The organism is Thalassomonas actiniarum, assembly GCF_000948975.2.
Taxonomy (GTDB): domain Bacteria; phylum Pseudomonadota; class Gammaproteobacteria; order Enterobacterales; family Alteromonadaceae; genus Thalassomonas; species Thalassomonas actiniarum.
Genome location: NZ_CP059735.1, coordinates 1657864 through 1671158 on the forward strand (window position 1 = coordinate 1657864; position 13295 = coordinate 1671158).

General features: G+C 49.1%; 11 protein-coding genes. 5 read left to right on the forward strand and 6 right to left on the reverse strand.

What is annotated here, in order from left to right; translation table 11 throughout:
* Positions 1-66: 66 nt before the first annotated feature.
* The 6 genes from SG35_RS07290 to tkt all read right to left on the reverse strand — a co-directional run bounded on the left by SG35_RS07290 (position 67) and on the right by tkt (position 7910).
* Entirely contained in the window at positions 67-843 is a 777-nt protein-coding gene (locus tag SG35_RS07290) for a DUF481 domain-containing protein (RefSeq protein WP_044830616.1), read from the reverse strand.
* Between the two features lie 247 nt (positions 844-1090).
* Positions 1091-2155: a class II fructose-bisphosphate aldolase gene (gene fba, locus SG35_RS07295; RefSeq protein ID WP_044830617.1), complete on the reverse strand. Its 1065-nt coding sequence runs from the start codon at positions 2153-2155 to the stop codon at positions 1091-1093.
* 291 nt (positions 2156-2446) lie between these two features.
* Complete coding sequence (locus SG35_RS07300) at positions 2447-3343, reverse strand: fructose bisphosphate aldolase (RefSeq protein ID WP_044830618.1); 897 nt, start codon at positions 3341-3343, stop codon at positions 2447-2449.
* A gap of 143 nt (positions 3344-3486) precedes the next feature.
* Positions 3487-4662 (reverse strand): phosphoglycerate kinase, encoded by a 1176-nt coding sequence (locus tag SG35_RS07305; protein ID WP_044830619.1) that lies wholly within the window; start codon positions 4660-4662, stop codon positions 3487-3489.
* A 162-nt stretch (positions 4663-4824) separates the two neighbouring features.
* Positions 4825-5838, reverse strand: a complete 1014-nt coding sequence (gene epd, locus SG35_RS07310) for an erythrose-4-phosphate dehydrogenase (RefSeq protein WP_044830620.1) — start codon at positions 5836-5838, stop codon at positions 4825-4827.
* Between the two features lie 77 nt (positions 5839-5915).
* On the reverse strand, positions 5916-7910 hold the full coding sequence (tkt, locus tag SG35_RS07315) for a transketolase (protein WP_044830621.1): 1995 nt from the start codon (positions 7908-7910) through the stop codon (positions 5916-5918).
* Between the two features lie 277 nt (positions 7911-8187).
* Between tkt and SG35_RS07320 the strand changes: the two genes are divergently transcribed.
* The 5 genes from SG35_RS07320 (at position 8188) to SG35_RS07340 (ending at position 13292) form a co-directional block, all read left to right on the forward strand.
* A complete protein-coding gene (locus tag SG35_RS07320; RefSeq protein WP_044830622.1) occupies positions 8188-9114 on the forward strand; it encodes a 2-hydroxyacid dehydrogenase in 927 nt (308 codons plus the stop codon).
* 147 nt (positions 9115-9261) lie between these two features.
* Entirely contained in the window at positions 9262-9396 is a 135-nt protein-coding gene (locus SG35_RS07325) for a hypothetical protein (protein ID WP_269082152.1), read from the forward strand.
* 549 nt (positions 9397-9945) lie between these two features.
* On the forward strand, positions 9946-11217 hold the full coding sequence (locus tag SG35_RS07330) for an efflux RND transporter periplasmic adaptor subunit (RefSeq protein ID WP_044830623.1): 1272 nt from the start codon (positions 9946-9948) through the stop codon (positions 11215-11217).
* Positions 11218-11287: 70 nt separating this feature from the next.
* Positions 11288-12016: an ABC transporter ATP-binding protein gene (locus tag SG35_RS07335; protein WP_044830624.1), complete on the forward strand. Its 729-nt coding sequence runs from the start codon at positions 11288-11290 to the stop codon at positions 12014-12016.
* Positions 12009-13292 (forward strand): ABC transporter permease, encoded by a 1284-nt coding sequence (locus SG35_RS07340; RefSeq protein WP_044830625.1) that lies wholly within the window; start codon positions 12009-12011, stop codon positions 13290-13292. Before SG35_RS07335 ends, SG35_RS07340 begins: the two co-directional genes overlap by 8 nt.
* Positions 13293-13295: the final 3 nt, after the last annotated feature.

Sequence of the window (13295 nt, forward strand, 5' to 3'; positions counted from 1 at the left end):
GCGGCAAGCCATATCTGGAACAAATCAGGCAGAGTAAATGCTTGGTCACTCTGCCTGTCGATGTGATCAGAAGCTGTAGACTAAGGTCATGGCCGTTTGGGTATCGGTGTTTTCTTTATCGGCTTCAACTTCGGTATTGTGATCTATGGTGAAACTGAATTTCAGCTGCAGGGTTTCGATCAATTTGGTGGTGATCGAGCTTTCCGCCTTATAGGTGCTGTTTTCTCCGCTTTTCGGTGAATACTTGGCGGTAAACTGCTGCCTGAACTCGACATGTTCGTTTAGCTTACGTAAATACAAGGCCTGGGCCTGAATAATAAAGCTGTTGCTGGTTTCGCCTGAACTGTCGTCTGTATCTTTAAGGACATCTCGTTTGAAGCCCGGCCCGATATCGGCGTCAAAACTTGCCGTTTCGCTTTCATACCAGCGGCGACCCCAACCCAGGGACAGCGATGACTGGTTTTCAAAACTGCTGAATCTGTCGTCCTTGTAGGCGAAGTTGCCATAGACATAATTTTTTTCTTCTACACCTAAGGTATAGTTAGTTTGTGATACCAGTTCCCATTTTTGATCGCTGGTGTCCATGCTGGTATCGCCGTCTTCATCTTCAGTTTCGGTTTTTTTCACCAGCAGGTCGAATTCGAAAATGCTTTTCCATTTCTCTTCTTCATATTTGAGATCAAAACCGGTTTTAATATCTGCACTTTTGGTGTTACCGGTTTGATAAAGAAAACCCAGCTCGGCCGATGTGGTAAAAGGGGAAGCCGGCTGTTCGCTGTTTTCGGCGGCGGTGGCTGCCAGGGGGACCAGGCAAAGTACGGCGGTTGCCAGTTTTGATGTCATTAGCATTCTCTTTAGTAGTGTTTATGAGTACGGAGCACAGAATTTTTGCCGAATATTAACGTCGACACACATGACTTGGGCAAAATTTCGCGGTTATTATAGAGAAAAAATGGCGGCTTAACTATAAGTAAACATATAAAAATAAGAGTTTGGCAATAAAAAAGGGCCGAAGCCCTTTTTATATACAGGATGTATGGTCAGCTTACATGTTCCCGGCGTAAGCTAAATACAATATTGAGAAAACACTTTACTTGATCAGTGCCTTTAACTGGCCGCTTTGGTATTTCTGGTACATTTCTTCCAAAGATACAGCCTTGATCTTGCTGGCATTACCTGCGGTATGGAAGGCTTCGTAACGGGCCTTACAAATTTCATACATGGCCTGAGTGGAAGCTTTCAGGTATTTACGCGGATCAAACTCACTTGGGTTTTGTGCCATAAAGCGGCGGATGGCGCCGGTGGCGGCTAAACGTAAGTCAGTATCGATATTGATCTTACGCACCCCGTGTTTAATGCTTTCCTGAAGCTGCTCTACCGGTACGCCGTAAGTTTGTGGCATTTCACCGCCAAATTCATTAATGACTGCCAGCCATTCTTGCGGCACGGAAGAAGAGCCGTGCATGACCAGGTGAGTGTTCGGGATACGGGTGTGGATTTCTTTAATGCGGTCGATAGCCAGGATATCACCTGTCGGCGGACGGGTGAACTTATAGGCGCCGTGGGAAGTACCACAGGCAATGGCCAGGGCATCTACTTGTGTTTTAGCTACAAAATCGGCGGCTTCTTCCGGATCTGTCAGCATTTGCTCGGTGCTTAATACTCCTTCTGCGCCGATACCGTCTTCTTCACCGGCCAATCCGGTTTCTAATGATCCCAAACAGCCTAACTCACCTTCAACCGATACGCCGCAGGCATGCGCCATTTCTACGGTGCGGCGGGTAACATCAACATTGTATTCGTAGCTGGTAGGGGTTTTACCGTCTTCCCCTAATGAGCCGTCCATCATTACCGAAGAAAAACCTAACTGGATGGAACGTTGGCAGACGCTTGGAGAGGTACCGTGATCCTGGTGCATAACTACCGGGATATGAGGAAATTCTTCGATGGCGGCAAGAATTAAATGACGTAAAAAAGGAGCACCGGCATAACTTCTGGCACCGGCAGAGGCCTGCATGATCACCGGGCTATCGGTATCACTGGCTGCCTGCATGATGGCGCGAACTTGCTCTAAGTTGTTGACATTAAATGCGGGAATACCATATTCAAACTCTGCAGCGTGATCTAGCATTTGGCGCATAGAAACTAAAGCCATGAAACTACTCCTAAGTAAAATTTGTCATTAATTCGGTGAAAAGTGTATCTTGCGATGAAAGCTTTCATCTTGCGGGCCAGGATTATATCAGAACTCGCCGCTAACTGGCAGTGAAGTTTGCAGATAAGTGGATTTAAATCGAGGATTTTAAATTAAGCCGTATTTTGTTCGAAAATTACGAAAAAAGTAATAAAAACCCCGGCGAAATGGCCGGGGAGAGTGGTGTTTACTGAAATTGGCGGTGAAAGTTAACAACAGGTGTTTTTGTTGTTTTACCTTGTTTTGCTCAGATTAACTCTTAGATGCCTGAAAAATACTTTCTATGGCATTATCCAGCGCTTGGTTAAAGTCCTGATCCGTTTGCTTCTGGCTCAGTCCTTCGGTCAGTGCCCGGGAAAAGCTGGCGATCATGCCATGGTTTGCTGTTACCTTGTCGTTGGCCTGAGCCCGGGTATAACCGCCGGAAAGGGCGACCACTTTAAGGACTTTAGGGTGCTTGATACATTCGAGGTAAAAGTTATCGCTCTCGGGCAAGGTCAGTTTGAGCATCACCGGCTTATCGCCGGGCAGGGCATCGAGTTGTGCCAGCAAGGCGGTTTTGAGTAAAGCTTCCGCCGCTGCTTTTTCCGGACTGTGAATATCGATTTCCGGCTCAATGATCGGGGTCAGCTCCTTGGCCAATATTTCTTTTGCAATAGAAAATTGTTGTTCTACCAGAGCCCTGATGCCTGCTTCGTTGGCGAGTTTGATCACCGAGCGCATTTTGGTGCCAAAGACCCCTTGCTGATTGGCTTTATCGAGTAACTTGCCTAAATCCGGCATGGCTTTCATTAGCTGCACGCCGTTTTCTTCATCGACCAGGCCTTTATCGACCTTGAGGAAAGGTACGATATTTTTTTTCTGCCACAGATAGGCTGCGCTGTCTAAGCCGGCAATTTTCCGGTCCAGGGTATTTTCAAATAAGATCGCCCCTAAAACTCTGCTGCCGTTAAAGACGTCGCTGGTGATGATGCGGGTGCGCATCTGGTGTACCAGGTCAAACATTTCGTCATCTCCCCGGTATGCATCTTCTTCTATGCCGTAAAGTCGCAGGGCTTTTGGGGTGCTGCCGCCGCTTTGATCGAGGGCGGCGATAAAACCATCCTGGTTTTTTATTTTTTCCAGCATATGAGCTTTAGCCATGTTCATATTCCTTCTGTTTGGGCAGGAAGCAGAGCAGTGAAACTACTGATCTGCTTATATCGGGTAATTAAATGAGTACCTTAGCGGTACGCTTGTTTAACACTTGTAATTGCAAGTATTAAACTATTTTCCCTCGAGTTCAAGAGGCACTATTTAGCGCGTTGCTCGAGGATTTCCACGGCAGGTAACTTTTTGCCTTCAAGAAACTCCAGGAAAGCGCCGCCGCCGGTAGAAATATAAGAAACCTTATCGGCAATATTATATTTATCAACCGCAGCCAAGGTGTCGCCGCCACCGGCAATGGAGAAGGCGCTGCTGTCGGCAATGGCCCGGGCAATGACTTCAGTGCCTTTACCGAATTGATCAAATTCAAACACGCCTACCGGGCCGTTCCATACTATGGTGCCTGCCTTGGCGATAATGTCTGCCAGTGCCTGGGCGGAATCCGGGCCGATATCGAAGATCATGTCATCGGCGGCAACCTGGTCAACCGGTTTCAAAGTCGCCACGGCGCTTTCGGAAAATTCCTGGCCGACGACAACGTCGCTCGGTACCGGGATATCACCGTTATTGTCCTGCGCCTGCTTGGTTAAGCGCTGGGCTTCACTGACCAGGTCTGCTTCATATAAGGATTTACCGACGCCGTGGCCCTGGGCGGCAATAAAGGTGTTGGCAATACCGCCGCCAACCACCAGCTGGTCGACAACACCGGCTAAAGACTCCAGTACGGTTAATTTCGTGGAGACTTTTGAGCCGCCGACAATGGCCACCAGCGGACGGGCGGGTTTGTCCAGGGCCTTGGCCAGGGCTTCAAGTTCACCCGCCAATAACGGACCGGCACAGGCGGTAGGCGCGTATTTGGCTACGCCATGGGTACTGGCCTGGGCGCGGTGGGCGGTGCCGAAAGCGTCCATAACAAAGACATCACAAAGGGCGGCCAACTGTTTGGCCAAAGCATCGTCATTGCTTTTCTCGCCTTTGTTAAAACGGATGTTTTCAAAGATCACCAGCTCGCCGGCGCCGACTTCTACGCCGTCTAAATAATCTGTTACCAGGCGTACCGGATAATTTAATGCCGCTGCCAGGTAATCAACCACAGGCTGCAGGGAAAATTCATGGTTAAATTCGCCCTCAACCGGGCGGCCCAGGTGAGACATCACCATGACCTTGCCGCCGGCTTCAAGCGCCAGTTTAATGGTGGGCAGCGCCGCTTTTAAACGGGCATCTGAGCTTATTTTACCGTCTTTTACCGGTACATTCAGATCTTCACGGATCAGTACCCGTTGACCGGCCAGAGCCAGATCGGTCATTTTAATGACAGACATGATAAATCTCCCTTAATTGGATGAGTTAATAGATAAAGATGAAAGAGGTTAGTGGCTAGTGCCTGGACAAACGCTATTACCCGGAGAGCAGGAGCTTCGGAAATAGCGTTTGCTAAAAATTTTTGTACAGGAACAGAAAAAGTCTTATCGGGCGAGGGGCGATTAAAGCGCATGGCCCATGACCTCTGCGGTGTCTAACATGCGGTTGGCGAATCCCCATTCGTTGTCGCACCAGATCAATAATTTTACCAGGCGTTTATGGCTGACCCGGGTTTGATTGCCGTCAACGATACAGGAATGAGGGTCGTGATTAAAATCAATGGAAACCAGCGGCTCTTCGGTATAGCCTAAAATCCCCGCCAGGCCGTTGGTTTGGGCATACTGTATGGCGTTGTTGATATCGGCTATGGTGACATCGGTATTGAGGGTTAAGCTTAAATCCATCGCGGTAACATTTAAGGTTGGCACCCGTACCGCTATCGCCTCAAAACGCCCGGAAAACTGGGGTAAAATCCGCTCTATGCCGACCGCCAGTTTGGTATCCACCGGGATAATGGACTGGCTTGCCGCCCGGGTACGGCGCAGATCGCTGTGGTAGGCATCTATCACCTGTTGATCATGCATGGAAGAATGTATGGTGGTAATGGTGCCGCTTTCCACACCGAAGGCATCTTCGATGACCTTGATCACCGGAACCACACAGTTGGTGGTACAGGAGCCGTTGGAAACGATTTTATGCTGTGCGCCGAGCTGTTGGTGGTTGATACCGTAAATAATAGTAGCATCGATGTCCTGGGCACCGGGATGTGAAAACAGCACCTTCTTTGCCCCCTGGTCGATATGTTGCTGTCCCTCTGCCTGGGAGCCGTATTTACCGGTGCAATCAAGCACGATATCGACATGGTGGGCTTGCCAGTCAAGCTGGTGGAGAGCGTCGATATGCGTGAGTTTGACCTCATCCCCGGCGATGTTCAGTCCCTGCGGGGTTTGTTCCACGGCAAAGGAAAACCTGCCATGGGTAGAGTCATATTTTAATAAATGGGCGATGCCTTCCGGCGTTGCTAATTCATTGATGGCGACCAGGTTGAATGCCTGATTGCGGCCATTTTCATAGAGTGCTCTAACAATGCTGCGGCCGATGCGGCCAAAACCATTGATGGCAATATTTATGGGCATAATTCATCGCTAGTAGAAACTAAAGTGAAGGTGGGAACAGCAACAACAAACGTGCTGCTGTTCCCTGTTTTGGGCACTTAACCCAGGTTGTTTACTGTGTTAACCACATTGTCTGCGGTAAAGCCGAAATGTTCGAATAAGGCATTGCCGGGCGCCGACTCACCAAAGGTGGTCATGCCGACGACCGCACCTGAGAAACCGACATATTTATACCAGAAATCGGTATGGGCGGCTTCGATGGCAACACGTTTAGTGACGTTTGACGGTAATACCGACTCTTTGTAATCGCTGCTTTGCTGGTCGAAAACATTGGTAGACGGCATGGAAACCACACGCACCTGTTTGCCGTCTGCGCTCAGTTTTTCTGCTGCGGACATCGCCAGGGCAACTTCAGAGCCGGTGGCAATTAAGATCACGTCAGGGGTGCCCTCGCTGTCTTTTAAGATGTAACCGCCTTTGGCAATATCGCTTACCTGGCTTTCGCTACGATCCTGGGCAGGCAGGCCCTGGCGGCTAAATACCAGTGATGTCGGGCCGTCACGGCGCTCAACCGCACCTTTCCAGGCAACGGCAGATTCGGTGGCATCACAAGGGCGCCAGGTCACCATATTAGGGGTGGTTCTTAAGTTAGTTAACTGCTCGATCGGCTGATGGGTCGGGCCGTCTTCACCCTGACCGATACTGTCATGGGTATAAACAAAGACATTCTGGATCCCCATCAGCGCCGACATACGTACGGCATTACGGGCGTATTCCATAAACATCATGAAGGTAGCGCCATAGTTGATGAAACCGCCGTGCAGGGAGACACCGTTCATGATACCGCTCATACCGAATTCACGTACACCGTAGTAGATGTAGTTACCGGCCGGGTCGGTTTCTATGCCTTTTGAACCGGACCATAAGGTCAGGTTAGAGCCGGCTAAGTCGGCGGAGCCGCCCAGTAATTCAGGCAACAGGCTGCCGAAGGCTTCGATGGCATTTTGCGAGGCTTTACGTGACGCGATGTTTTCGCCTTTTTCCTGGCACTGGGCGATAAAGGCGTTGGCTTTTTCTTCAAAATCAGCAGGTAAGTTGCCATCAATCACCCGGCGCTGGTATTCAGCGGCGAGTTCCGGGTGGGCAGCCTGGTAGGCAGCAAATTTATCGTTCCAGCTGGTCTGGCTCGCCTGGCCTTTTTCTTTTTGATCCCATTTGGCATAAACATCGGCCGGGATCTCAAACGGGGCATGTGGCCAGTTTAAAAATTCACGGGCAGCGGCAATTTCTTCTTCGCCTAAAGGTGCGCCGTGACAGTCATGACTGCCGGACTTATTGGGGGAGCCGAAACCGATAATGGTTTTACAACAAATCATGGTCGGCTTGTCGGTGACCGATTTCGCTTCTTCAATGGCCTTGGCAACGGCTTGTGAGTCGTGGCCGTCAACATCGCTGATCACATGCCAGCCGTAAGCGGCGAAACGTGCCGGGGTATCATCGCTGAACCAGCCTTCAACATGGCCGTCGATGGAAATACCGTTGTCATCCCAAAAAGCGATCAGTTTACCCAGACCTAAGGTACCGGCCAATGAACAGGCTTCATGGGAAATACCTTCCATCAAACAACCGTCGCCTAAGAAACAGTAAGTGAAGTGATCAACGATATCGTGACCTTCGCGGTTAAATTGTGCCGCCAGGGTTTTTTCGGCAATGGCCATACCTACGGCATTGGAGATACCTGCGCCTAACGGGCCGGTAGTGGTTTCTACACCCGGCGTGTAACCGTATTCCGGGTGGCCCGGGGTTTTAGAATGCAACTGACGGAAGTTTTGCAGTTCTTCAATCGGCAGATCATAACCGGATAAATGCAACAGGGAGTAAATCAGCATAGAGCCGTGACCGTTGGACAGGATAAAACGGTCGCGGTCGGCCCAGTTAGGATCGGCCGGGTTATGCTTTAAAAAGTCACGCCATAATACTTCGGCGATATCCGCCATACCCATAGGGGCTCCAGGGTGACCTGATTTAGCTTTTTGCACGGCATCCATGCTGAGGGCTCTGATTGCATTGGCCAACTCTTGACGCGACGACATAGGGACTCCAAATCTGAAATGTTAATAAGAAAAAAATTGCCCGTATTTTCTCTTAGTGTCCGCCTTAGCGCAAATGTTATTACGTTATTTATTATATTTTTTCCAGGGTCGTTATAGTTTATTGATAATTAAAGGCTTTATCTGGTGTTTTCTCTTGTATAGACAAGCTTTCCCGCTGGGATAGTGGTGAATAATAGCCGTTTTCCCGGTATTATTGCCGTGACAGATATCTGTGTTTTTTAACTTATTCACCAAGATTTGCTGGAGTAACCCCTATATGTCGATTGCATTGTTGGTAACGGACAGGAATTTAACCGTGTTGGCACAAGGGCTTAAACAGGCCTTGCCCGGGGTAAACATTCAATGCTGGCCGGATATCACACAGCCGGAAGAGGTTGAATTTGCCGTTGCCTGGCAGCAGCCAAAAAATTGTTGGGCCAAGCTGCCCGCACTTAAGGTAATAAGCTCATTAGGGGCCGGTTGTGATGCTTTGCTCTCGGATCCCGGTTTGCCGGGCAATGTCCGGATCACCCGTATCGTTGATCCCGGTTTGTCCGGGCAGATGGCGGAATATGTACTGGCAAGTATCTTGATGCTTAAGTGCCGTTTTACGGCCTATTTCAGGCAGCAGCAACAAGCCAGTTGGCAGGTTTTGCCTAAAGAGAGCAGGCGGCAAAAGGTTACCCTGTTAGGAGTTGGCAGCATAGGGGAGGTGGTTGCCGGGCGTTTGATGAATAATGGTTTCGAGGTCAGCGGTTGGCGCCGGTCACAGAAAACACATCCGGATTACCGGGTCTATTATGGTCAGGATCAGCTGGGGCAGGCACTTGCTGATGCCGATTATGTGGTGAGTATTTTACCCAATACCCCCGCCACCCAAGGGTTAATCAATAAAGCCTTTTTCGAGAAGTTAAAACCGGGCTGTTTTTTGATTAATGTCGGACGGGGACAGGCGGTGAACGACGGTGACTTAATTGATGCCCTGGATAAACAGGTGATTGCCGGGGCAGTACTGGATGTTTTCAACCAGGAGCCTTTACCTGAAGATCATGCCTTTTGGCGGCATGAATCTGTGTTGTTAACCCCGCATATTTCAGCGATCACAGATCAGCAAGAAGTGATCGCACAAATTGCCGGCAACTACAAAAGATTTCAGCAAGGACAATTACTGGATAACCTGGTGGATGTCGCCAAGGGTTATTAGTTTTTAGAGCAACTAACGGGTGCCTTTGACATCAAACTGTAAGAAAAGGGTAAACAAAGATTGTAATCAATACCCGGATAGGTTAAGTTTTGAGCTGTTGTAGCTCATGCTAAAAAATAGAATAACCTGACTTTACAGGAATATAAAATGAATAAGCCATCCTCAAGGGGATTTAAGCTGACAACAGTAATATTTGCCGTTTTAATATTAGCCTTGTCAGCGGTATTGAGTAATACCTCAATAGCTGATGACATCAATAGCAAAGTAGAAACATTAAAATAGTATTTATTTGTTATCAAGATAACTCCAAAGCCCCGTTTCCGGGGCTTTTTTATACATGGATGCATTTCAGCTTACTTGCTCCCGGCGTAAGTTAAGTACTTACATCCTGTAAGTAATCCTGCGATCACAGGGGGTGATGAAGCTGGGTTTATGCTCAGGATGCAAGGTATCCGGCGTTGATATGGATATCAAAGAGCCAGGATACATGGACGTACCTCAGTCTGCTCTTCAGGTGAAGAGGACTCCCGGCACAAGCTAAGTTTGTCTATCGCAGCATGTAAGCCTTCGTTTTTCTTAAGAAAACTTCCAATATATTCATGCCTTTTGGGCAAGAGATTTACTGCGGACACTAAACTCTGAACAAGTGTCCGGCTAAGTGTTCGCGGACACCGGCGGACAGTTTTAAGTGTCCGTTCGGACACTCTTGTTATAGTACCTTGAAATAAAACCTACTAAAAACAAGTGATTATCTTTTTTGTAAACTTGGCATCCCAACTGCAACCTTACTGGACAAATGTTAATTCTTTATCAAGGTGCAAGAGTTTAATTATGATAGCGGGTACCCAAAGTCAGGATGAAGTTATTCAAAGTTCTAAAAAAAATTGGCCATTAAGGCAGCTGTTACTGTTGGCCCTGGCGATACTATTAGCTTATCTGGCGCTGCCGACTTTAAGCCAGTGGTATTCCTCTATTCCAGATGTCGATGCTAATGATTTAGTGATTGCGCCTGTGCTGCGCGGTGAACTTGTCCGCGAAGCCTCGGTTTCGGGTAAGGCGGTGGCCGCCAATGCCCCACGCTTATTTAGCACCGAGACGGGCAAAATTACCTTGCTGGCTAAGCCGGGGGAAGCGGTAGAGCTCGGCCAGTTGGTGGCGCGCCTGAGTAGTCCGGAGCTCGATGCCGAGATCAAACAGCAGGAGTCTACCTTAGAGCAGCTCAATATCAATGCCAGCCGGGGGCTGTTAGAAGATAAAGAAGCGCAGCTTGAACTGGAAAGCCAGATGAATGCTGCCTTGTCGAGCCTAAATGTTGCCAGGCGAGAACAACAGCGGGCACAGATTTCCTTTGGTAAACAAATTATCAGTGAAGTGGATTGGATGAAAAGCCAGGATACCTTAACCGATGCACAGCGTTTCTATCAGCATGCGAAAAAGCGGGTCGAGCTGGCCCGGGAGCGGTTAACCTTTGAAACCCGCCACCGGGAATTCTTAGTGAAAAAACAGCAGCTGATCTTGGATGAGCTCAAACGCAGGCATCTGGCTTTAGCGATCACCGCACCGGTAACCGGCGTGGTGGGTAACTGGCTGGTGGCGCAAAAAAATGCCATTGCCGCCAATACCGAGATCATGACCATAGTGGACTTGTCCGAGTATGAAGCCGAGCTGAGTGTGCCAGAATTTTATGCCGATGACTTGGGATTGGGCTTGACTGTGATGATGAAGATTGCCGGCGTTGACGTCAGTGGTGAAATCATTGCCATCTCGCCTGAAATCAAAGACAACCTGGTGAAAGTCAGGGCGAGCATAAAAGCGGGAACAGCCATTGCCTTAAGGCAAAATCAGCGTATCAATGCCCGTATTGAGTTTGAAAAGAAAACGGATGTGCTGATGGTGAAACGTGGTGCTTTCATCGGGGCATTAGGCGGTAAGTTTGCCTATAAGGTCGGTGAAGATAACCAGGGCAGGAAAATTGCCATCAATACAGGGATCAGCAGTTTGGATTATATCGAGCTGATCTCGGGGCTAAAAGAGGGAGAGCAGGTGATTATTTCAGATTATCAGGACTTTAGCGCATCGGAGCAAATTAACATCAGCTATTAACCGGGCTATTGCCATAGCGACAAATTAAAAATAAAGCAGAGAAAAAATTAATTTATAAGAGGGCACAGTGATGCTTAACATGAACAATATTTCACGTATTTACCGCACCGATACTATCCAGACCCATGCCTTGCGGGATTTTTCCCTGGCGGTAGCACAGGGGGAGTTTGTCGCCGTTACCGGCCCTTCCGGCTCGGGCAAGTCGACTTTTTTAAATGTTGCCGGTTTGCTGGATAACTTCGACCAGGGGGAGTACCAACTCGACGGTGTCAGTGTCAAGGGGTTAAAGGATGATGAGTTATCCCGGTTAAGAAATGAAAAAATCGGTTTTATTTTTCAAAATTATAACCTGATCCCGGACTACAGTATTTTTGACAATGTCGATATGCCCTTGCGTTACCGCGGCTTTAACGGCGCCGAGCGCAAGCGCCGGGTTGAGCAGGCGCTGGAAAAAGTCGGCCTGGCCTCACGGCTGGATTATTTACCCAGCCAGTTATCCGGCGGTCAGCAGCAGCGTGTGGCCATTGCCCGGGCGCTGGCGGGGGAGCCGAAAATATTATTGGCGGATGAACCCACAGGTAACCTGGACTCTTTGATGGCGCGCCAGGTGATGGAGCTGCTGCATAAACTCAATGAGGAAGGCACCACCATTATCATGGTCACCCATGACCCGGATCAGGCACGGGAAGTAAAACGTAATGTCCAGGTGATTGATGGCCAGATTTCCGATTTCAGTATCTATGCGCCGTTGCAACCCCAAACCTCTGCCGATGAAAAGCAGGAGTTGAGCCATGCTTAGTTATTACCTGAAATTAGCCCTGATCAGCTTTAAGCGGGCGCCGTCTTTATATTTTTTGGTAATTTTGACCTTATCAATCGGGGTCGGCCTGTTATCGGCCAACCTGGCCCTGGTGAATTCTATGGGCAGTGATCCCCTTCCGGAAAAAAGTGGCCGTGTCTTTCATGTCAGTATGAATACCTGGCCCGATGAGCAAGCCAATGCTGAGCCTATGCATATATTACGCTATCGCGATGCCAGGAAAATTACCGAATCCGGCATACCCGAGCATAGTGCGGTTTTTTATGCTACCGGGGTTTATGCCAGGGACGCCGAATCGGCAAACTTAACTCGGTACGATTCATCGGTCAGGGCGACAACCCCGGGGTTTTTCCCTTTGACCCAGGCGCCTTTCGCTTATGGCAGCGCCTTTAAGCAAAGTTCGGGCATGGAAGTGGTGATTGGCGATAAGTTGAATCAGAAAGTCTTTGCTGGCGGTAACAGTGTCGGTAAAACCCTGGAGCTTGACGGTGAGCTGCTAACTATTGTCGGGGTATTAAAGCCCTGGATTTTGCGGCCGCTGTTTTATCACGCCACCGAAGGCCGGGCCTTTAACGCCACCGACGATATTTATGTGCCGCTGGAAACCGCAATCGACTTGGGCTGGTCAATTCATGCCCGCAGTTCCACCACGGAAGAAAATGCCAGTGTTAAGCGCAGCCGGGATATAGATCTTTATTTCCTGCAGGCCTGGATTGAATTGGCAGAGCCGGGGCAGTTGCAGGTCTTTCAGGATTATCTGGATCATTACAGCCAGACCCTCAAAGATGCCGGCGAGCACCCTTTGGCGATTCGTAATGAGTTAGACGATGTCAACAACTGGCTGTTAAAGCAAAAAGTGGTCGATCAGAAAGTGCTGGCATTTACCCTGGCGTCTGTGCTGTTTTTATGTGTCTGTGTGTTTAATGCCAGCAGTTTGCTGCTATCCCGCTTTCATGCGGGCAAATTTGAAGTGGGCCTGCGCCGGGCTGTTGGTGCCGGCAACAGGCATATGCTGATGCAGGGATTGATGGAAAGTGTCCTGGTGGGCTTGATTGCCGGTGTATTTGCCCTGGCTTTAAGCTGGCTGTTTTTAAAATTCTCCGCCAAATTTTTACCTGATTTGTCGAATATTGCCGTGCTGGAGCCAAAAATCCTGGTGTCCGGTGTGCTGCTGGCTTTAGCGACGGCAATTGCCAGTGCCTTGTATCCCCTGTACCGGGCAAGCCGCTATACCATCAGTGCCGAACTTAAATAATAA

Coding starts and splice junctions, on each gene's coding strand:
- SG35_RS07290 (WP_044830616.1), bottom strand. CDS start 843: ATGACATCAAAACTGGCAACCGCCGTACTTTGCCTGGTCCCCCTGGCA.
- fba (WP_044830617.1), bottom strand. CDS start 2,155: ATGGCTTTAGTTTCTATGCGCCAAATGCTAGATCACGCTGCAGAGTTT.
- SG35_RS07300 (WP_044830618.1), bottom strand. CDS start 3,343: ATGAACATGGCTAAAGCTCATATGCTGGAAAAAATAAAAAACCAGGAT.
- SG35_RS07305 (WP_044830619.1), bottom strand. CDS start 4,662: ATGTCTGTCATTAAAATGACCGATCTGGCTCTGGCCGGTCAACGGGTA.
- epd (WP_044830620.1), bottom strand. CDS start 5,838: ATGCCCATAAATATTGCCATCAATGGTTTTGGCCGCATCGGCCGCAGC.
- tkt (WP_044830621.1), bottom strand. CDS start 7,910: ATGTCGTCGCGTCAAGAGTTGGCCAATGCAATCAGAGCCCTCAGCATG.
- SG35_RS07320 (WP_044830622.1), top strand. CDS start 8,188: ATGTCGATTGCATTGTTGGTAACGGACAGGAATTTAACCGTGTTGGCA.
- SG35_RS07325 (WP_269082152.1), top strand. CDS start 9,262: ATGAATAAGCCATCCTCAAGGGGATTTAAGCTGACAACAGTAATATTT.
- SG35_RS07330 (WP_044830623.1), top strand. CDS start 9,946: ATGATAGCGGGTACCCAAAGTCAGGATGAAGTTATTCAAAGTTCTAAA.
- SG35_RS07335 (WP_044830624.1), top strand. CDS start 11,288: ATGCTTAACATGAACAATATTTCACGTATTTACCGCACCGATACTATC.
- SG35_RS07340 (WP_044830625.1), top strand. CDS start 12,009: ATGCTTAGTTATTACCTGAAATTAGCCCTGATCAGCTTTAAGCGGGCG.